This is a genomic window from Marinobacter halodurans (assembly GCF_004327985.1).
GTDB classification, from domain to species: Bacteria; Pseudomonadota; Gammaproteobacteria; order Pseudomonadales; family Oleiphilaceae; genus Marinobacter_A; species Marinobacter_A halodurans.
Genome location: NZ_SJDL01000008.1, coordinates 20,043 through 39,053, shown reverse-complemented (window position 1 = coordinate 39,053; position 19,011 = coordinate 20,043). Strand labels below are relative to the sequence as shown.

General features: G+C 53.9%; 19 protein-coding genes. 5 read left to right on the top strand and 14 right to left on the bottom strand.

Annotated features, from left to right (window positions below; all coding sequences use genetic code 11):
* The first annotated feature begins 37 nt into the window (after window positions 1-37).
* From EZI54_RS06910 to EZI54_RS06900, 3 genes are all read left to right on the top strand, one after another.
* Window positions 38-577, top strand: a complete 540-nt coding sequence (locus EZI54_RS06910) for a hypothetical protein (protein ID WP_131480383.1) — start codon at window positions 38-40, stop codon at window positions 575-577.
* A 160-nt stretch (window positions 578-737) separates the two neighbouring features.
* Window positions 738-941 carry a hypothetical protein gene (locus tag EZI54_RS06905; RefSeq protein WP_131480381.1) on the top strand — a complete coding sequence of 68 codons (204 nt, stop codon included), beginning with the start codon at window positions 738-740 and terminating at the stop codon, window positions 939-941.
* Window positions 942-988: 47 nt separating this feature from the next.
* The gene (locus tag EZI54_RS06900) at window positions 989-1,258 is read left to right on the top strand and encodes a hypothetical protein (RefSeq protein WP_131480379.1); all 270 of its coding nucleotides are present in this window, start codon (window positions 989-991) and stop codon (window positions 1,256-1,258) included.
* Window positions 1,259-1,982: 724 nt separating this feature from the next.
* On the opposite strand, the gene EZI54_RS06895 is transcribed toward EZI54_RS06900, so the two are convergent.
* From EZI54_RS06895 to EZI54_RS06885, 3 genes are all read right to left on the bottom strand, one after another.
* Window positions 1,983-2,888: a nucleotidyl transferase AbiEii/AbiGii toxin family protein gene (locus EZI54_RS06895; RefSeq protein WP_131480377.1), complete on the bottom strand. Its 906-nt coding sequence runs from the start codon at window positions 2,886-2,888 to the stop codon at window positions 1,983-1,985.
* A gap of 2 nt (window positions 2,889-2,890) precedes the next feature.
* Complete coding sequence (gene abiEi, locus EZI54_RS06890) at window positions 2,891-3,433, bottom strand: type IV toxin-antitoxin system AbiEi family antitoxin (protein WP_131480375.1); 543 nt, start codon at window positions 3,431-3,433, stop codon at window positions 2,891-2,893.
* Between the two features lie 137 nt (window positions 3,434-3,570).
* On the bottom strand, window positions 3,571-4,137 hold the full coding sequence (locus tag EZI54_RS06885) for a hypothetical protein (RefSeq protein ID WP_131480373.1): 567 nt from the start codon (window positions 4,135-4,137) through the stop codon (window positions 3,571-3,573).
* Window positions 4,138-4,333: 196 nt separating this feature from the next.
* On the opposite strand from EZI54_RS06885, the gene EZI54_RS06880 reads away from it, so the two are divergent.
* Window positions 4,334-5,584: a hypothetical protein gene (locus EZI54_RS06880; RefSeq protein WP_131480371.1), complete on the top strand. Its 1,251-nt coding sequence runs from the start codon at window positions 4,334-4,336 to the stop codon at window positions 5,582-5,584.
* Window positions 5,585-5,652: 68 nt separating this feature from the next.
* Here EZI54_RS06880 and EZI54_RS06875 read toward each other — a convergent pair whose 3' ends face one another.
* The 11 genes from EZI54_RS06875 to EZI54_RS06825 all read right to left on the bottom strand — a co-directional run bounded on the left by EZI54_RS06875 (window position 5,653) and on the right by EZI54_RS06825 (window position 16,747).
* On the bottom strand, window positions 5,653-6,180 hold the full coding sequence (locus EZI54_RS06875; RefSeq protein ID WP_131480369.1) for a hypothetical protein: 528 nt from the start codon (window positions 6,178-6,180) through the stop codon (window positions 5,653-5,655).
* Between the two features lie 34 nt (window positions 6,181-6,214).
* Window positions 6,215-7,324 (bottom strand): hypothetical protein, encoded by a 1,110-nt coding sequence (locus EZI54_RS06870; protein WP_131480367.1) that lies wholly within the window; start codon window positions 7,322-7,324, stop codon window positions 6,215-6,217.
* A complete protein-coding gene (locus EZI54_RS06865; RefSeq protein ID WP_131480365.1) occupies window positions 7,315-8,316 on the bottom strand; it encodes an ATPase, T2SS/T4P/T4SS family in 1,002 nt (333 codons plus the stop codon). The genes EZI54_RS06870 and EZI54_RS06865 overlap by 10 nt, the downstream gene beginning before the upstream one ends.
* The gene (locus EZI54_RS06860) at window positions 8,258-8,794 is read right to left on the bottom strand and encodes a type 4 pilus major pilin (RefSeq protein ID WP_207389173.1); all 537 of its coding nucleotides are present in this window, start codon (window positions 8,792-8,794) and stop codon (window positions 8,258-8,260) included. Before EZI54_RS06860 ends, EZI54_RS06865 begins: the two co-directional genes overlap by 59 nt.
* An 84-nt stretch (window positions 8,795-8,878) precedes the next feature.
* On the bottom strand, window positions 8,879-9,943 hold the full coding sequence (locus EZI54_RS06855) for a type II secretion system F family protein (protein WP_131480361.1): 1,065 nt from the start codon (window positions 9,941-9,943) through the stop codon (window positions 8,879-8,881).
* Window positions 9,930-11,909 carry a GspE/PulE family protein gene (locus EZI54_RS06850; RefSeq protein ID WP_131480359.1) on the bottom strand — a complete coding sequence of 660 codons (1,980 nt, stop codon included), beginning with the start codon at window positions 11,907-11,909 and terminating at the stop codon, window positions 9,930-9,932. The genes EZI54_RS06855 and EZI54_RS06850 overlap by 14 nt, the downstream gene beginning before the upstream one ends.
* A 15-nt stretch (window positions 11,910-11,924) precedes the next feature.
* Window positions 11,925-12,524 carry a hypothetical protein gene (locus EZI54_RS06845; RefSeq protein WP_131480357.1) on the bottom strand — a complete coding sequence of 200 codons (600 nt, stop codon included), beginning with the start codon at window positions 12,522-12,524 and terminating at the stop codon, window positions 11,925-11,927.
* Window positions 12,521-13,879, bottom strand: a complete 1,359-nt coding sequence (gene pilO2, locus EZI54_RS06840; RefSeq protein ID WP_131480355.1) for a type 4b pilus protein PilO2 — start codon at window positions 13,877-13,879, stop codon at window positions 12,521-12,523. Before pilO2 ends, EZI54_RS06845 begins: the two co-directional genes overlap by 4 nt.
* On the bottom strand, window positions 13,879-15,504 hold the full coding sequence (locus EZI54_RS06835) for a hypothetical protein (protein ID WP_165495703.1): 1,626 nt from the start codon (window positions 15,502-15,504) through the stop codon (window positions 13,879-13,881). Before EZI54_RS06835 ends, pilO2 begins: the two co-directional genes overlap by 1 nt.
* A gap of 20 nt (window positions 15,505-15,524) precedes the next feature.
* Complete coding sequence (locus EZI54_RS06830; protein WP_131480351.1) at window positions 15,525-15,947, bottom strand: TcpQ domain-containing protein; 423 nt, start codon at window positions 15,945-15,947, stop codon at window positions 15,525-15,527.
* Window positions 15,944-16,747 (bottom strand): hypothetical protein, encoded by an 804-nt coding sequence (locus EZI54_RS06825; protein ID WP_131480350.1) that lies wholly within the window; start codon window positions 16,745-16,747, stop codon window positions 15,944-15,946. Before EZI54_RS06825 ends, EZI54_RS06830 begins: the two co-directional genes overlap by 4 nt.
* Before the next feature lie 101 nt (window positions 16,748-16,848).
* Between EZI54_RS06825 and EZI54_RS06820 the strand changes: the two genes are divergently transcribed.
* A complete protein-coding gene (locus EZI54_RS06820) occupies window positions 16,849-19,005 on the top strand; it encodes a type IA DNA topoisomerase (protein ID WP_131480348.1) in 2,157 nt (718 codons plus the stop codon).
* The last annotated feature ends 6 nt before the right edge of the window (window positions 19,006-19,011 follow it).

The window sequence follows — 19,011 nt, the reverse complement described above, 5'->3', positions numbered from 1 at the left end:
ACAGCTTCAATGGTAGAAATTTTGGAAGGATAACTTTATGAGCGAACCAAACGAGTCCTCACCGCATAGTGCGATCAGCAAACATAACCCGAACACTTCAACAGCCTGGGGTTTCCTGGAGCTATTGGGGATCGGCGTCGGGGCAGCAAATCTTCCACTCGGCTTGATGATGATTGTTGGCTCCTATGTCGCTCAAGCAGTGACTTACAAGCAACGCCAGTCTGAAGTCGTTATGCCAGACAGTTGGTTGCAACAAGTTTCGGACAGCCCTGAAGTGTCTCGGAAGGGCCTCGCTCATCTCGCCAAATGCCTGGATAGAAAGGGGTTCGTGTCCGTCAAGGATGCAGTAGTCTGGGCAGAGATAGAGAAGACCGAAGCGGACAAAGAGCGTCGCCAAAAAGATCGGCAGGGGCGCCTGGAAGGAAGCGGTGCTGCTGCCCTGCTTTCTCGGGCTCAACGCGACTGCTCAAGCCTGCTGGGCGATATTAATGTGGATGCCGCACTGGCATCAGTAAGTGACGCCACACGTAAAACCCGGGAGCTGGGAGCTAGGATTGCGGGAAGCCTTCGCCGGTAGTCTATTGGCCGTAACCTACCGCACCAGGATGGTCGGAAGATGAGTGGCGACGTTCAACACCGGTTTTCATTGTTACAATGGGGCATGTTGAACTCGCTGCAAGCAGGAATATCAAGGCGCGATCATGAGGGTAACGTTGTATATAGTGGGCGTCATTGTCATGGCGCTCATGCTCCAAGGCCTGTCAGAAATGCAGGCTGCGGTTGAAGCTGGAGCTTCAGCAAGATCGATATTCATCGGCTCTCTCCCAATACTTCTAACCGGGTTCATTTCCCTCATGGCAATAGGCAAGGGGGTAGCCTTCTCCCCAAATGATCGTGCCGGCGAAACTCAAGATGACCTGATTCGCCAGATCAAACATTGAGCCACCAGCCACAGCTGGCATCAGCCAAACACGCAGGAGATATTGAAATGGAAAAGTACAACCTGAAATGCCGCGAATGCGATTCGGATGATCCCAATCGAGTTGCTGTCGAATTGCCTGAAGGGCTCATGGATCACCAGCTAGACCAGATTGAAGCCGGTGAAACCGTGATCGAGCTTACCGCCCAGCAGGCACTCGGTGACTCCGAACTCGGCCTTACAGACAAAGAAAAGGCTGAGATTAAGAAAAACGGCTACTACACGTATGACTTTGGCGGCTACGACGTGTGTCCTACTCACGGCTCCGATCAGGACTGACTAACGCTAATTTGCTCGAGGGCAGCGCTTACACATGATCGGATCCGCAGTGACATGCCGCCTAATTGACCTCGTGGTTAACCAGGTCCTGTTCCCAATTCGGCTTCGGCGTTGGTGGTTTTTCCGTTCTTCCCACACCGCGGGAAAATTTCCTCTGCCCATCTCCTGCCGCTCGGCGCTCATTGGCGCGGTGGTGATTCGGAAGCATCCCATTCGCCGGTTAATCCCTCTTCGCGTCAGGTGCAGGTGGCATCAAGAGGTCCATAAAGGGTTGTCCAGTTAGGATCCGGCGCCGAGCTAATTCACAACCAGGAAGGCGATTCAATGACACGCGCAACATGGTGGCTCGCCGGCGGGCTATCTATCATCCTTTTGGTCGTTACTCCGCTCGTATGGGCCTGGATTTCCAGTCCATCGTGTCAGCAACAATGGCAGGGCTACCGGGAGTACAAAGCAAACGTTGAAAGCGGTAACAGTCAGGGAGCCCCATTGAAGCCCCGAATTTACTTCGTGTCACCGGACTGTGAGATGGAGGGGGGTTAATTGATGATTGGCAAAGTGGTTGTTGGGGTTATCGGCGCCGCATGGGTTCTGGCCACATTGTGGATGATTGTCTTCTTCTTTACCCATGATGTTTCGCATTACCTCCCCTAACCATCAATATCAGGATAGAGCCCCCAAGATTCCCTTTGGGGGCTGTCTCATCAACTTCTAAGCACAACGCTCACATCTGAAATTTTGGCCCCTGGCTTTCTGTTAACGCGTCATCAACCACCGCTTGAGCGTGACGAACGTTTTCACTCACGGTGGCCGCCAAATATTCCCAGAAACCTTCCTGATTGATCGTTCTTTCCAGTGCCTCCGGCGCGATAAAGCGGCGCATTTCAAAGACGAAATCCTTACGAACGTCTGGATCGTTCAGCAATGCCAAACGTTTTTCGGAACGTTCCAGAAAATCCGTCGCAGCCTCCCCGTGGTCGAGCAGCTTGTCATCCAGAAGCTCCCAGGCAGGCTCAACTCGGCTTTGCGACAGCCAGGTAATGTCCCAAAGGTCACGATGTTTAATCCGCCCGGGGCGCATCGCAAACGCTACCAGCTTGTCCGCAAAGATTTCCTCGCGCGTCTGTGCATTAATGATCATGTTCTCGGTACCCAGGTTCACCCCATAGTGGTTCTGCAGGGTGCGCGGTTGTACCTGATAGCTGGGCACCGAGCAGATATCCAGGTGGATCCGCTGCGCCGGCATGTCCGGCCGCTCAGGTTGTGTGTTGATGCGAAGCTTCCACGTGTCGACGTTACCCTGCTTCTCGGCCTTGGGCTCAGTCACACTGATGGGCATCCCATACTTGTCCTGCAGACGGGACTCCAGGGTGTCCTTGAGGGTATCTAGGTCGGACTTCTTGAAATTGGCCCCGCCAGTAAAATCCAGATCCTCGCTTAATCGGTTTGAGCCATAGCACGCTCGCAAGCAGGTTCCGCCAATGAATGTCAGCTGGCGCAACAAGTCGGCCTGATTCAGTTCCCGCATAACGTCGTGATGCAGGATTTCCTTCTCCACAACCGGCCGTAACGCGCTCAAAGATCGATGGTTTCTCAGTGCCTCATTCACCAACGTGTTAAACATACTCATCTTTAGTCCTCCGATTGAACCAGATCCATCGTCGAGTCACGGCCAAAGCGGCGCATATCGTCCATGGCAAGTTGTGTGTTTGCTCGAAATAGCCAGCAATCGCTGTCGTAGCTCAATTGGTCTGCAATCTGGTCCAATGATCTTTCAGTGTGAACAAACTCGATCGTTCCGTATTGCCCGCAATCCACTGTGGCCGACCGGCCTGTGCTTACCAGCGTGATCCACCCGATCGGTATCTGTGAAATAACGCCGGCATCACTTAGTGCTGTCTCGAGACTGATGTAGTTGAAATGCTGAGGGCGCAACATGGCCGCCGCATGGTGAAGGACGTACCCGCTGGTGTCGGGCGCCCCGGTGTATTGGTAGATCCCCTGGCAAATTCTTTCCAGTAGCCCCCGGCGCTCAGCCCGGTGAACGATCGCCCGATAGGTACCGGCACCCGTTCCTGGGAAAAGGGATCTGAAATCGCCCGTTCGGTAGAGCGTGGGCTGACCACTCCTACGGCTTGTACGCAGCCATTCCTCGAGTCGTTGTGAAGGTTGCATAATTAACTCCGCGCTTTGTTACGCATAGTATAACAAAACGCAGACCGAAGTTGGCAGCTACTGCTCTGCCTTGGCGGGGCTCGAACGGGAAACTCCATAGAGAACTTCCAGAGAGCCGGACATATCACCCAAAAGATTCAGTCGGTCACCAATCGGCGCCGGAACCCCGTTGGTGTATCAGTGACGTCGACGCGAATAGCGCCAGCAGAAACTGGGGTACGAATTTCCATTGCTTCAACGAGACAATCGATCAGTTGGAAGCCCTCATTAATGGCTTGCTGGTAACTGACACGAAACGGAAGCCAGTTGCGGGCGGAGAAATAAAGTCCCCTGGCCCGGTCCCTATGATGAGAGTCCAAATGCACCCCGTGATGGCTCCAGCCATCCACTTCGATGTAGATTTGCCAACGAGGCAATGCAAAGTCGACGCGAAATTTTCGATCCGAGAACGGTTCCAGTTCTTCAACCAGCTCTCCGCCCTGGTGCCACCAGCCGAAGCGATCGGCCAGTAATGGCCTCAGTGCAAGCTCTCCTGGTGATCGCTCAGCAGGGAGGGTAGATGCTGCTTTACGAGCAACCTTGCTGGCGGGAGGTGAAACTTTTGACGACTTATCAATCTCAGCCTCGATTTGTTGAGCCATACCCTTACCGACCCGCCCGGCAATCACCATTTCATTGAGCTGTTTCTTGCTGGTAATCCTCATCGATTCCTCTCCATGCCACCCGTACATTGTATTGCGGCAAATGCTCTAAAAATGGTGGGGAAACAATACCAGCACCCAGCTCCCGGTTATTTTGTCTGGTTTATCCGACATGCAAACAGCCTGGCCATCGGCCACAGGGTGGTACCATTGACAGGCATCCAAGCACCCAGTTATCCCTATTTCGTGAGTCATGGCCATGTACCGACTTTATACAACCGAACTGCCTCAGCCGTTGTGGTGGTCCATCAGGAAGTCACTTGCAGCCATCCAGCAGCACAACACTCGCGCTGGATACCCACGATTTGCATTCAAAGAAGCCCCGCTGACCTTCCGTGATTTCCCCGGTGAGCATTTCCGGATGCCCATGGTGCCGTTAACGCTCAGGGCCGGAGGTCCTGCGCAAAGCGGGAACGAACAGGAAAGACGCCCATTGGCCGAGCAATGGGCGAAGATTGAAAGTGCATTGACCGCGGACTACGAGGATATAGAGCTTCGTGAGCAGGCCCGGCACCGGCCGGTCTATTTCCATACCCTTTCCGTCATGGCCGCAGGAGCCGCCATGGTCCGGATCTCTGGCGGCTGGCAAACCCGGAAAATGAGTGATGAAGGGCAAGCATCGGTAGATGGCGTCCTTCAAGCCCTCAAAGATCCCGCATTCTTTGATTCTCTCGTTAAGCCGGGTGACTGGGACGAGGCCAAGGCAGCACTCTCATACTATCGCCGCTCTGACGGCCTTGAGAGCAGCAACAGCGACTATCTTTCACGAGTTGCCGGCATAGTTACCAGTGATGCAGTCAGTATCCGCCACCTGGCAGTCGCAGGATCCAGCATCAGTGCATGGAATCGCTTTTCTGCGCCGGACGCCGGCGGCAATCAGCGGCCGCTGGCGGATATTCCGATCGGCGTACCGGGTGACCGCATTGAGCGCCCGATGCGGGTGGACAAAATCATTCCGATGGAAGGCAAATACGGGATGAATCATCTGACCTTGTTCCAGGATCGTGAAACCGGGGCTCGGTTAACCTGGCTCAACTCGGGGCAGCAGTCTTTCTATGAAGGCGACACCTATAACATCCGGGGTACTGTGAAGGAACACGAAACCCGTGAAGCTGGCGTTCAAACGAATCTGACCCGCGTCTCAACGCCAGACCTGCGGCCGCACCAAAAAATCAGGGAAGTGGCAGCGGGCAAGCTCGACTTGGACAAGCTGGACCTATCAGATGTGGCTGGATGGTTTAGAGGCGGCAGTGTCGACTGTCGTGACGTTCGTGGCAGGACACCTCTCATGCTATTGAGCGAGCTTCGTTCTACGATCGAGCATGAGCTTGTCGACGAGGCGATTGAATTCCTCGTTGATGGCGGGGCTGATGTGAGCCTTTGTCCCTCTCTGGTGCGCCCTGAAGGCCCTATGCAAAACACACCCTCGATGTCGGTGCCTTCCCCCTAGAAAGACCCTTCTTCAGTGGCCATGGCGTTCATTTGACAATGGCGAACACCATGGCCGCCTGAGCATTCCTAGCGCTTCAAGCACGTTACCAGGTCACGGGAACCGCCACCCGCTTCGAAATATCCGAGGCGAGCTTGTGTAAAGCCACTGGGGCATCCGTTATGCGGGTTGTAGCCCATGCACGACATATACCCGTTTGTGCTGCCGCCACTTTGCATGAAAAAGCCGCATGAGGTTCCGCGAGCCTGATACTTCCACTGTCTGGACGTGGCGATATTGCGGGCCGAGCGGGCCGTAGAATAGGCAGAGTTCGCGGTTGACTTTGCCTGATTGGCTACGCTGAGCGCTGTATTGTAGGTTGAAGTTCCACTGGACATGTTCGCATTTGAGCTATCCGTTGCGGATCGCTGATCGGTGTTCGAAAAGCTGTCGGCATTACGCTCCATCGTATTGTCGATGGCATTTACCCGGACTTCGTCCATGTCCCGCTTCGCATCCTGTTCGATGTCCGTCGTAAAGTCGGCTGCGAAAGAGCTCAGCGTAACCAGGGCGAGAAAAAAGCCTACCCCGGCTTTGATCAGTTGGGTTCGATTCATGTCGCCTCCTTCGGCATCCTGCACAGTAATGAAGTTATGAGCATTTCGTTGTGATCTTCACCCGGCCCTTTTGAACCGGTACTTCCCGCCAGCCGCTGCTGCCGTCGTATTGCATATAAAGCCTGACGGTCCAACTTGAACCGTTATCCGTCACGATCCGTTTAACACCGGACATGAACCGGTTCGAGCCGGATGCTGTGCCCCCAATGAATACTGAGGGGGTAGCAAAAATCTGCGGAGTGAGGCTCCCGGGACACGAGGGCTTGTCCACGGTCGTTCCGGATGGCCCCTCTGTCATGAACTGAGGGCTTTGGATCGCCCGGGCGTATGCTTCCTCCGCCAGCTTGTGGGTCTCGCTAAGCCAGGCGCCGGCAGAGCGAACGTACCCGTCATTGATGTTCACGCTCGACTTGGGATCCTGTTCAGCTGACGTTTCATTCCCATCTTTATCTCGAGCGATCAATGCCCAGTTGTCGTGCCGGGTCAGTAATGGGCCTGTCATTTCACCGACGCCATCTCTCCTGACGTAGATATCTGAGGCAGATTGACTGTCAATCTCAGCTCTCAGGTTGGCACTCAAGACATCACTGTTGTCTGCGTTAGCTATGTGGAACACATTGATGTGCTGATATCCAGCTGCCTCAAGGTGTTTACCAATAACCCGGACCAATGCACCAGCCTTTATCGGATCAGGGCCGTTATCCTGAACTATACCAAAGGAGATGGTCGCTCGCGGCTGGCTTGTGTAATCAAATGTAACAATCGGGGCACCCAGGCCGTAGAAATTGGCGAAATTTGCCGGTAAAGAACATCCAAGAAATGACTCATCCGGGTCGAAACTACCGCCACAGGTATTGTTCTTGAGCCATTCCGTTCCTGAAGCGGTGAATGTGTTGGGACCGGCTGCTGACAGTCCCGCGATCGCTGATGGATCCGGAGGCGTTTGGCCGGTGTCTGCCATGAAACCCGCCAAAGCGTTGAGGTAATCGGCCATGTAGCGCCCTTGCCGCTCTGTTTGGGCCTGCTCCTGAGTCTCATTCATGGTCTTCCGAAGAAGCACGAGCATGGCGCCGATGGCCGCTACGAATATCATCGCGCCTATCAGAAAGCTGCCCTTCTCCTTGTTTGGAGAGGTCATTCGCATACTGGTTCTCCCATTCTGAGGCGATTTGCTTGGTATTGAACATCGTTGGCCAATAGATCGCTGCGACCATCCCGGATAGCGCCGTAGGCAGACGATCCATGCTTCACCCAAAGCGAGTTGAGTCGAACTTGATTGGAAACATTCCGCCGTTGGTGGACAACCAGCTTGAGAGAGCCCGCCAATGTTGCCCTGAAGGCATCTCTCTGCCCTTCAGAACACATATTCAGAATCCTCTCGATGGTCATTTCAATGGTGTTGGCATGAACGGTCGCTATGACCAAAAGGCCATTGAGTGCAGCTTTCAGGCAATGATCTGCCGTTTCCTGGTCACGCACCTCCCCTACTGTCAGGATCCCGGGAACCCCAACCGGATAACAGCGCATGACGTCTCGCATAGCTTGCCCATAGCCACCTTGCGCGACCTCCTTCTGCCAGCAGTGGCCCGGCCCATGGTTGCCTTGCAGCAAAAACTCGACAGGATTTTCGAGGCACCAGGCCACGCCACCAAATTGAAGGAGCCGGCCGGCAACGGTACGGGCCACCGTCGTAGACTTGCCGCAGCCCGGTGGGCCGGAAACGAGTATGAGCCCGCCAGTCTGGAGGCTGGGCTTCATAAGCTGTTGGACGATCGGCTTGGGAATCCGCCCCGGCTTTAATGGCTCAACTCGCCGATCTAGTGCCCGAAGGAAAAAGGTTCGCCCTTCCAATGGTCTTTGGGCACTTCCTCTGTAGGGCTGCTCGTTGTGAACGATGCGAAAGTCGACCTGACCTTCGTTTGCTTTTTGCTGGCAAAGATTCAAGAGCTCGCGGGCTTTGGCATTCTTTTCGCCGTCACTCAAGACGTTTTCGGGATAAACCAAACTTCTTTCTGGTTCATCCTCGATCAACACCCAGTCGGTCGGCTCGGCAACGTTCACAGCACAGGCCTCGATGTTACTTGTTGTAGAGGAACGTGATATCAGCAGCACCACCAGCGCATTGCTGTGCGGCATCGGCCGGATCCACTTGGCCGGTGCTGTCAGTCACTGACGTACCGTCAATGCTCACCTCGTCGGCGGATGTGCCTGTAGCCATTTTTGAGCAAGAGTCTTCTTCGACGCCTTCCCAGACCACTTCAAAACCACGGTCTGTGTTTCCGGCAGTATCGTTAGCCGCCGCCACTGTCACGTTGCCGTTCCACTTGTTAAACGCTGAGCCATCGCTAACCATAGAACTCGGGAAGACGCCGCCATCAATAGCCGCCGATTGATCCAGATTTGAAAAGTTCGCACGCTGCGAGTAAAGATCCTTGACGTTTTTCTGAATGACGTCGAGCTTCGACTGCTCACCATCAACTTCAGTACCGCCGATAAGATCCTTCCCAGCCGCGAGAACAGCCGCGGCCACAAGCCCGGCGACAACAACACCGACAATGATTTCTGGCAATGTATACCCGGCCTGGCGTGTGGGTAGGTTCCGCATATTGCGCATGTTTGATATCTCCATTTGTGTATTCGTGCTGATAATTTTATCGCTCAACAAGGGGTAGAAATGCTTGGTGCACCTCTCGTTCAATTAGTAAGCGGCATTAATGCTGGTTGATATCGCGTACATTGCCGACACCGAAGTAAAAATCATGGCGCCGGCAAGCATCATCATTAATAGGTTCAACAGACGGGAGAGCAGGTGAACAGTACCCTTCGCTTTCTCTCTCGCTTGGTCGGCAATGAACTCAATGTTTTCACTGAATTCTTCCGTCGACCCTCGCCCATAGACTTCCAGCTCAACCTGGGTCCACATCCTGAAAAGTGGAATTTGCAACGCGGCGCCAGGCCCATCAGACATCTTGCCAGCACGAGTAGATTGCAAAACCTTCCCGACATAGTGGCTGAGGTATGGTGACGTTGAGTTTCGATTCATTCGCTCCAGCGATTCTTTCATTGGCTCGCCGGCCGCCAGCAAGTTGGCCAATGTCGAAAGGAAATTGGCACCTGTCATGGCTCGCACCACATTGAAGGGGGGTATGTGATGGAGGATTTCACGTTTCGGTCCCAGTAACCGCTTATTGAGCGTCCGGCAAAGTAAGAACAAGCCAACTAGCGCGCCCATTGTGATGGGGAACCAGATGTAAATGTGCGTCGACAACCAGAAGACTGTCTGCGCTTTTGAAGGCCAATCCTTCACCGGGAGAAGACCGACAAACTCAGGAAACAAGTTTTGCCCCAACCAGTAAAGGAGGGCAAGAAGGGCAAGGAAGATTCCCGATGGATACAGCACTCCAGAAATAACTGTGTCTCGCAGCGCTTTTGCGTTGACCGCTTCCTTCTGTGCGGCGCGAATAGAAGCAGAGTTATTCCCTTCACCACCGGCGACCAGCATCATAAGCTCGGCATCAGGGATTCGACCGCTGAGTACATTAGCGAGATTTTTCCCCCGGCGGATCCCAAAAGCGACGTCTTTGTACAGATCGCCCTCCTTTTCTACAAAGGAGCGGAATACACCGGCTTTTGCCGCCTTCTGATCAATGATCTGTGCGACTTCCTCGCAGGCCTCCTGGGGATTCTTCCCACGCTCAACCAACGTCGCGATGAATGAGTAGAAATCTACCCGCTTCTTATCCGATAACTTATTCGTTTTCATGGGTTTCCTCGCGAGCCTGCGCTGAAACTGACAGCTCTTCCCCGCCGATCATTCCTTCTGTGCCATCGGCAACCGTCCAGTCAGCCTGACGCTGGAAAAGTTCATCACCTTCACCCTCTTCAAACACACCGTCACTCATAATTTGCTGCATGTTGAGGAAGCCGAAATAGGACTCCACATCACGAGGGTCGATCATGCCTCTGAGCATTTTCTGTATGGCGTGGTCTTGGGCTGACAACCCGACAACCTGAGCATCGAGATCCTTATCCTGGCGGTTTTCAGTCAACCCGGAGCGGCGCCAGTGACGATAGGCTTCAGTAATCTCAAGGCGACGGAAATGCTTCTGCATTTCTTCGTCCGGCATGATCACCTCAGCGCAGATTGTCATCGCGTCAGTGCCATCGGGATTATCGGGTGTCGGGGTAGCCACACATATCTCGGCCTGATCGATATTGGGACAAACCTTCAACAAGCGCGTGATAAGATCCGCATCCAGGTGCTCTGCCATGTTGTCCTTCGTCAATCTGGTTTTGGTCTTATCGTTCAGCTTCGGAAGGAGCATTTGATAACACAGTGCTGAAATAAAACTAGGAGAACCGAGGGTTTGCGGTGGCACTTGCATGCCGGGACCAGCCAAGCGCTCAATGATTTCAATACCACTCTGAGCGTGAACGGTGGTTAACAGCGGGTGACCCGATTGGACGCCGCTCACCATAGCGGTAGCTGACATCGGATCCCGAATTTCCCCTATCATCAGGAAATCCGGATCGCGACGAAGTGTTCCCTTGATAGCCCGGGCGTACTCTTCACCGGAAACCTCATCGTTGTCCGATACCGAGGTTTGGAACGCTGGCAGCCGGCGCTCAATCGGAGCCTCGACCGTCAGAATGTTGCTCTCGCCTCCGGATACTTCGTTGTACCACTTCAACAACTGGGCCATCGTCGTCGATTTACCCGACCCAGTTGGCCCGGCAATGATGGTTACGCCACTCGCTTTGGAAATTGCGCCGCGGAGCATTTTTGCCTGACCGCTTGTAAACCCAAGAGATTCCAATGGCTTTACGGCCGTCAACTCACGGTTGTCATTTTCCAGAACACGGATAACGGCATGATAGGCGTCACCATCACCAGGGGCGTGCTCATATCGCAGATCCAGGTCAACGTATTCATCGACTGAGATTTGGATGCGTCGACGAAGGTCCGTTTGCCGATCCCAGCCGACACCCCCGCCACCTTCGCCCAATCCATACCCAACGCTGACAATGCTGTCAGCCCAACTGGTTGACTGCTCATCGACCTGACGCAATTTGCCACGGATTCGATACTTGATCTTACAGACTGTCGAGTAGCGGAAAAAATGGATGTCCGTGGCACCTCGCCGGTGTGCATCCATCACCAGCTGGCGAAAATCATCTTCCTCAGCTGTAAACTCATTGGCCTCCGCTGCCTTGTACGTGTTACGGATAATCGATATAACGCCCTTTGTAACCGCTACTGGCGTATGTACACCTTCCATTGGGGTCCGGGCACCACCAAAAACCTTCTGGGCTCTCAGGACAGCCTTTCTCAAGGCGTTGTAATGCTTCACTTTGGCTTCAGGCGAGATAAAAATTACGGGTTCGCCGTCTCTAGTGACACACACGACGATGTGATCTCTTGCTGCGTCTTCAACTATCGGAGCTTCATTTTCGGAGCTCACCTCTCGGACCCGTATCTCTCCGAACCGTTTATCCAGATCGGCGCTCGAGCGAATTTCCATGACGTCTTCGCGTTTCTGGCGCTCGAGAAGGCTGCGAAGCATGGTCTCATCCACCAGACGTTTCCGGACGAGGATCTTCCCGATAGGAATCTCGCGCCCCTGTTCCTTCAAACGAGCCTGGTCGTCCAAAGCACTCTGGAGCTGGTTCTGCTCAATAATTCCGCGAGCAACGAGCATTTCACCTAATTTTTGGCTTCTTCCCGGCATCTTTCTCGCTCCCGCTTAAAATCCAACGACGAGCGTTTCGTCTGTTGCCTGATGCTTGAATCGAATGACTCCGGATTCAACCGTTGTGACAACCCACTTCCCAAAATGGTCGCCTTTAGCCACCGGAACAGTGGTTCCCCTCAGAATCATCACGGCTTCTCGGTCATCACTACCTTTTCGCCGAAAGGTTCGCTTAATTCGCGCGTCCATCAGCCCCTGATAATCCGGTGAGTCTTTTGGTTTTGTATCGGAATCACCACTTTCTGACTGATTTCCTTCTACCGGCCGGGGCTGAATTTGCTGCTGGGGCGGCGGATAGTAAGTAATGTCACTGCGCTCCTTGTCGTTGGCATCGTCTTTCTCGCTAGGATCCGGTTCTTTACCAATCTTCTGGCCGTCAACCTGGGCCTTTTGGATTCGGTTGGACAGTTCCATGATCTCTGCCTGCAGCGTCATCTGCTCCTTTGTATGCTGAAGACCTTTAATCGTCTCATCGTTGATAACCAGTCCAGCAGTGGAATTTGCACTGGCTACTGCTCCGGTTGCTTCGGATTCCGCAAACCCGGACAACGGCAATGCAACCAACGCGATCGCCGCGAACAACTGAATTTTCATTTCGATACCTCCCCGTAGAAAAATCCGGAAACCTTAATTGCCTTTGCTTGCCAATCCACTTCGATCCGGTCAACGGCAACAGGGGCCTGGCCATGCAAAGGAGACTTTGCCAACTGTCGTAGTTCAGAAAGCGCAATCTCAGTTTGAAATGTGTTTTTTTCCGGGATCTGGTCAGCCGGAATCATCTGACTGTTATCGAATGTCACCGGGGAAAAACCGGTCAGACCATATGCTGCAGAGTCTCCACCACTGGCGGCTACTTCCATCAAGTGATCCCGAACACGCCCTCGAAGGTCGTGTGAGGCCACCAAGTTGGGATACCGGTCTTTTTGAATCTTCAATTGACTGACATCCTGGACGCAGGTCGCCTCCCGTGCGGAAGGTGTGAACGTCAACGAGCAGATCCCACCGATCAAGTTCTGAAGGGTAGATGGCAGCGTGTTTCCCTGATTGGCATATTTCGTACTGCAGGTCGTTTTATCGCTTGCCGTATTTTCACAGGTGGTGCTTTGAACCTCCCATTCGCCCAGGCTCACAGGAAGCTTTCCGACAATTCCCAATACAATGTCGTCGATGGACGATAAAGGTGTCTTGTCAGTGATCGCGTCAATCGTTTCCGCCAGCGATTTCTCCGCCTTCTCCCGAAGGACGGCGCGACGCTGTTCTGTGGACACTTTGGGGTGACTGGTGCTGGTCTCAGGCCACCAGTGCACGACCAGATAGCCAACAGACAGTGCGACTAAGCCGATAACGGCCAAAGACTTTGGGGACAGCCCTTTTAGAATGCCGACGACGCCGACAGATAGCTGTGATCGCTTGAGTGAGTCACGATCCACAAGAAAGCTGATTGAGGTCTCATCGATATTGTCGTCAGGGACCAAGCCTCGAGCCATGCTGCTGGCCGAACCATGGATTTTCTCTCCCTGGTCATCGGCATCCGCCATGCTCAGGTGAGTGTGAAGCTCCTCAACAATCTGCCTTTCATCACCAACAATGTCCGTCCCGTAAACGACACGTCCATTGGTGAGGGCTACAAACCAGTACGTGGGCTCATCCTCGCCATTGTCGAAACGCTCAACGACGCTATGTCGGCCTTCGGGAAAGGCATCTGCCAATGTGGCCGCCAGCGCTATTTTGGCCTTCTTGACGAGAGCCTTGTCCGTTTCCTGAGTGATGCCATAGCAAACCTCCTTGCCCAGATCACTATTGACGGTGAACTGGGTAGCGATGGTGAAGCTTTTCAGGCGTTTACGATGTTTGGTCCACTCGCCAGCCGGGACGCAATCCCAATCAAGCCCTATCAGTGCCGGGTAGGTGCTGAATGCCCCAAAATCGACATTGACTATTTGGGTCATCAGACGTGATCTCCGCTTTCGATGTAAGGCGTTATCAAAATGAGAAGTACCTGGTCATCGGTCTGCCGATTACGACCGCCACCCAGACCCCAGAATGAAGGGTCTCCAGAACCAGTAAGTTGAATTTCGTTGGAGTTTTGCGAGAACCCTGACAGAACAAGGGTTTCTCCACTCTTGAGCCATGCCCGCTGCACAAGGCTCTGGCGATCCAGTTCAGGAATCTGGACGATCGAATTCTCCACGGTTTCAAGCGAAATGAGCGATGACAACTCCATCGATATCTGCAGCTGCAACCGAGTTGCATCTTCAATTCTCGGAATGAGAGTCGCCGAAAAGCCCGTACTGACCGTATCGGTCTCAACCTCGGACGTCACACCGCTATCACTGTTGGCATCGGTCAACTGGTTCACACCCGAGATATAGGTGTTGTCCTTCACAATCCGGATGGGGGCCGGCTGGTTGGTCATCGTGGTAACAGAACGTGATGTCACCTGAGACAAATTGGCTTTAGTGGCCAGCAACTGGAGGGCCGCCTGTGCCTGATTTTTCGTCCGAATGATATTGATCGCGTTGCCCTGTGCCGGAATAACACTGCTGTTTGTGTTAACCCCGACCTGGTAGGCCCCGTCCATTACGGTGTTCAAAACACTGTCCCACGAAGCCTGAAACGCATTACCATCCTTCATTGAGACCGAAACCAACCGAAGTTCCAGATATACTTGGCGCCGGAAAAAGCTATTCAGCTGTTTCACATAGTCTTCCGCACTTGCCAGCGTGTCCGGCGTATCAGTAATCGTTACGGTGCCCGAAGCTTCGGAAATCTGTGCCTTGCCCCATGGTGAGAGCAATGAATGGATGCCCTGTTCAATCTCATCCCATGAGCCAGTGGAATTCTTGTAGGTGATTTCTTCATTCAGAGCGCTGTCTTTGATCTCGTTGGAGCCAACTTGTGCCTCGCTATCCGCGCTGCCTGGATAGCTGATCTGAAACGATCGCGTTTGGGTCCGGAAGAAAGTGACCTCATTCGTTCTCTTGTTGTAGCGCCAATCGATAGCGAACCTGGAAGCGAGGCTATCCAAGGCTCGCTTGAGGCTGGTATTGAAGCTGACGTTAATGGGGGTAGCCAGTGGCTCCATGACCAACCCAGACAGCTTTTCATTTCGACTGTTTCGAGTCAGTTGTGGCATAAGAGGGTTTGCCGGCGTCGACTGACCTGAAGCATCGGTTCCGACACTGTTGCCGCTATCGACTTCGTAGCCGTCTTTGTTGGGCTCTTCGCCCAGGTCCGGATCCAGTGAAATATTGATCCCAGTGAGATCACCAAGTCTCGAAGCAATCTCCGGTAACGTAATGCTTTGCTCTTTCAGCTCTGCGGGGGCACTTTCAAGTGTCGGGTACGCCTGTTTTTTGTGTACCTGGTCGCCCGCCAACCATGGCGTTTCTGACACAAAGGACTGTCCTGTCTCATGGACCTTCTTTTCTGTTTTCAACGTATCCAGGACAGACTGCTGACGGTCGGCAATTTCCTGCTGTCCTTTTTCCTTGTAAAACCAGTTCGCGCAACCGCTCAGCGACGTAATTCCGATCAAGACGATCAGAGCTTGGAATGTTTGGCGCTTTGACATTGATGGGATCCTCATCGTGATTAGTCGCCTGTCACAAACACCCGAAGCACCTTGTTCGGATGGATCTGGGCATCAAATTTGGATTGCTGGCGGATGATCTTAAAAAAGGACTTGGCCGCCTCCTGAAATGTGGTATCCGGGTAGGTAATTGAACCCGCGAGCTGAAGATCCCCTTCATCTGGGCCTGGTTGCCACACAACGTCATAGCCAACCATCGAGGCCCAACGCGTCACCACTTCGCTCAAGCGTTCGCCGGCGTTGGCGTGGAACGTGGCGCCTTCGTTGACCTCGAGTTCAGGGTGGTCCGGTGCCTTAATGCGATCGCCCGGGGAAAAGGGAAAGTCAGCATCGATCTTTTCCAGAGAAACGCTTTCCGCGGTCGCAGGACCGGCCAAGAGCATGGCCATCGAGAAACAGGTCAGCATGAGAGTCAGTTTTTTCATTGCGGGCACTCCGATTGGTCATTTACAACGGCGATGACGTCGCTGTTCCCGCCATAAACGCAGGACTTAACCTTGAGGCGATCAGACAGCTTCTGGACCAGCTGCAGCGGCCTGCCCCGTACAACTTCAGAGCTGGTAAACGTCTTTTGGGTGGTCATCCAGTAAAGCTGTTTGAATCCCAGGAGCTTGGCGAGATCCGTCATGATCTTCCGGCCGTCATCACCACCATTAACGTCGAACGTGATTCGTTCGTTCGGGTTGGTCGGGCTGGCAGGTCTTTCTTCTGGCTGGGCTTTCGCCACCGCATGACGAGCTTGGTCCCGTTCAGCAACTTCATTTTCCGGCTCGACCAGAAGCTTCCGCCCCTCGCGGATGTAGACTTTCTGATTCTGGAAGTCGACATGAAACTGAAGGCCATGGCGAGCACCGAGATTGCGTAAAACATCGAGCCAGTTTCCAGAATCAATATCCCAGGAAACAGTCATGGCCATCTGGGTTTCCTTGTTACGCAAGGCTTGCCATCTGTCCGGGAGCAACAAGTTCAGGGCTGCAGATAGCGGCATAGGATCGCCATAGGAGGGTGCCGGGGGAAACGATGGTGACTTGCCGTACTCCACCAGCGGCGAATAGGTCTTGTCCGCCATCACCAGGTAATCACTGGAATTGAATGCCGGCGCCGGCGCTGGCCGGGTCGCTTCTGGTTTTGGTGCAGCCCGTTCAATCGACAGTGCGGCCGTTGTGGGACCGGCGACCAGTATCAGACTGGCAGCAACGCACCACCGGATTGTCTGTTTTTTCATAAAGGACCTCATGGCTCCCTTCCGTATAACGTTCGTCGTATCGCTTATGATACAGAAAGCGATAAACAGCAAATGCCACTGCACACCTTGAGGTTATTTTTATGAGCGCCCGGCTAATGATTGTTGAGTCCCCGGCCAAGGCCAAGAAAATACAGGCGCTGCTAGGGTCAGCCTACGTGGTCAAATCCTCAATCGGGCACATAAGGGATTTACCCCAGCACGATCTCGGGGTTTCCCCCGAAACACTTATGCCCAGATACGAGGTATCCCCGGATAAAAAGAGGGTCATAAGCGGATTGAAGCGTCTTGCCAAAGGCGTGCCCATTATTGCCACCGACCCTGACCGGGAAGGAGAAGCCATTGCATGGCATCTGAAAGAGGCTTTGCAGCTAGGGGACAATTACGAGCGGGTGACATACAACCGGGTCACCAAGGGCGCAATCGAAGAAGCCATTGCCTCACCGCGTCCCATTGACATGAAACTTGTGGCTGCACAGGAGGCCAGGCGCGTTCTCGACAGACTGATTGGCTACATCGTCTCCCCTGCCCTGTCCGACAGAGCGGGCATTCCCTTGAGTGCAGGCCGGGTTCAATCGGTAGCGGTGCGGCTGATCGTCGATCGAGAGCGCAAGATCACCAACCACACGCCGGAGAACTACTACGAACCTGTATTTGTCCCCAACGATTACCCTCAAGTTGAGGCTTACCTGGTGCTCGATGGCTGGGTACCCGAAGGGCAGAGTCATCTGAAGGATCTAGCCATTGCTCGACAGTTTGACGGCAGAATTCAGGCTACGCTCATCAAGAAAGCAACCAAGGGCCGCCCTGTCCCTCCGCGTCCGCCGTTCGTGACTGTCACCATGCAAGAAGCCGCCAGCAAGCGATTCGGGATGGATGGCAGTGAAGCCGACAAGGCCGCCCAGGGCCTCTTCGACAACGGGCACATCACCTATCACCGAACCGACAGTCCGCAATTGTCCCCCGAAGGTTTTAGCGAGATCACCGATTTTCTTAGCTCGCAGGGTATCGCTACCGCGGACCAACCGCACCAGTTCAAATCAAAGGGGGACGCCCAGGAGGCTCACGAGGCGATACGTCCGGCCCACATTGAGGTTGAACATGCGGGGGCAACGGAACAGGAACAGCAGCTCTACAAACTCATTCGTGAGCGGGCTTTGCTGAGCGTGATGCCGGCTGGCGAAGATCAGCTGACTCAGATGCTGTTCGAGGGGGCGACTCCATACCTCGACCATTCCCGGAAAGAACGCCGCGCTCGTTTTCTGGCCAAGGGTCGGATCGTAAGCTCACAAGGCTGGCGGGCCTATGCCAAGCTGGAACCAGTCGAATCAAAAGACACCCCCATGCCAAATCTGGAAGAGCGCCAGTCATTTGAAGGAAAGACGACAGTCCATTCCAAGAAGACACAACCTCCAAAGCGGTATACCAAGCCCTCTCTCACCAAAGCACTGGAATCCGCGGGTATAGGTCGACCATCGACCTACTCGGCCATCATCAAAAACATCATGGACCGGGGTTACGTCCTCTCAAACAAATCTCAGAAGAAAGGCGCCCCGACTCTTTCCCCTGGAGAAAATGGCTACTACGTAGTGGACGCCCTCAAGAACATGCAGTTCATGAGTTACCGCTACACCCGTGACGTTGAAAGCTCATTGGATAGAATCGCCATGGGCGATATGGGGTATCCCAATATCGTGCGCCCGGTTTATAGGCAGATTCAGGACGACGTGGCCACCAGGCTGGAGGGGGAGTTACTGGCTAAGTCTGCAACCTGCCCTTCCTGCCAGAAAATGCTGATACAGCGACAGTCCAGAAAGAGGAGCAAGCGCATCTACTGGGTACATGCCCAGCGTGAACATGCCGAGGGATGTCACCAATTCCTGACGGACGAGGATGGTATACCTGCCATCCCTCGTGAGCCCGAAAAAGACAGTTGTCCCAACTGCCAAGCCGCCATCAAGCGACTTCCGGGCAAGCATGGTCAAGGGTTCTTCTGGGTCCATGAAGAACGCTCCCAATCCGGAAAATGCGGGCACAAGTTCATCAACGACAACAACGGGAAACCGGTGCTCAAAGAGCCCGAGAAAACTGCAGCCTGCTTGCTTTGCGGTGAGACGATTAGACGGCTTTACAGCGACAAGAAGTCCAGCTACTTCTGGCTTCATGAATCCGATGAACCCGAGTGTGGTCGGAAGTTCCTACCCGACAACGACGGCGAGCCTGAATTTCCTTCGTCTTGATCGGCT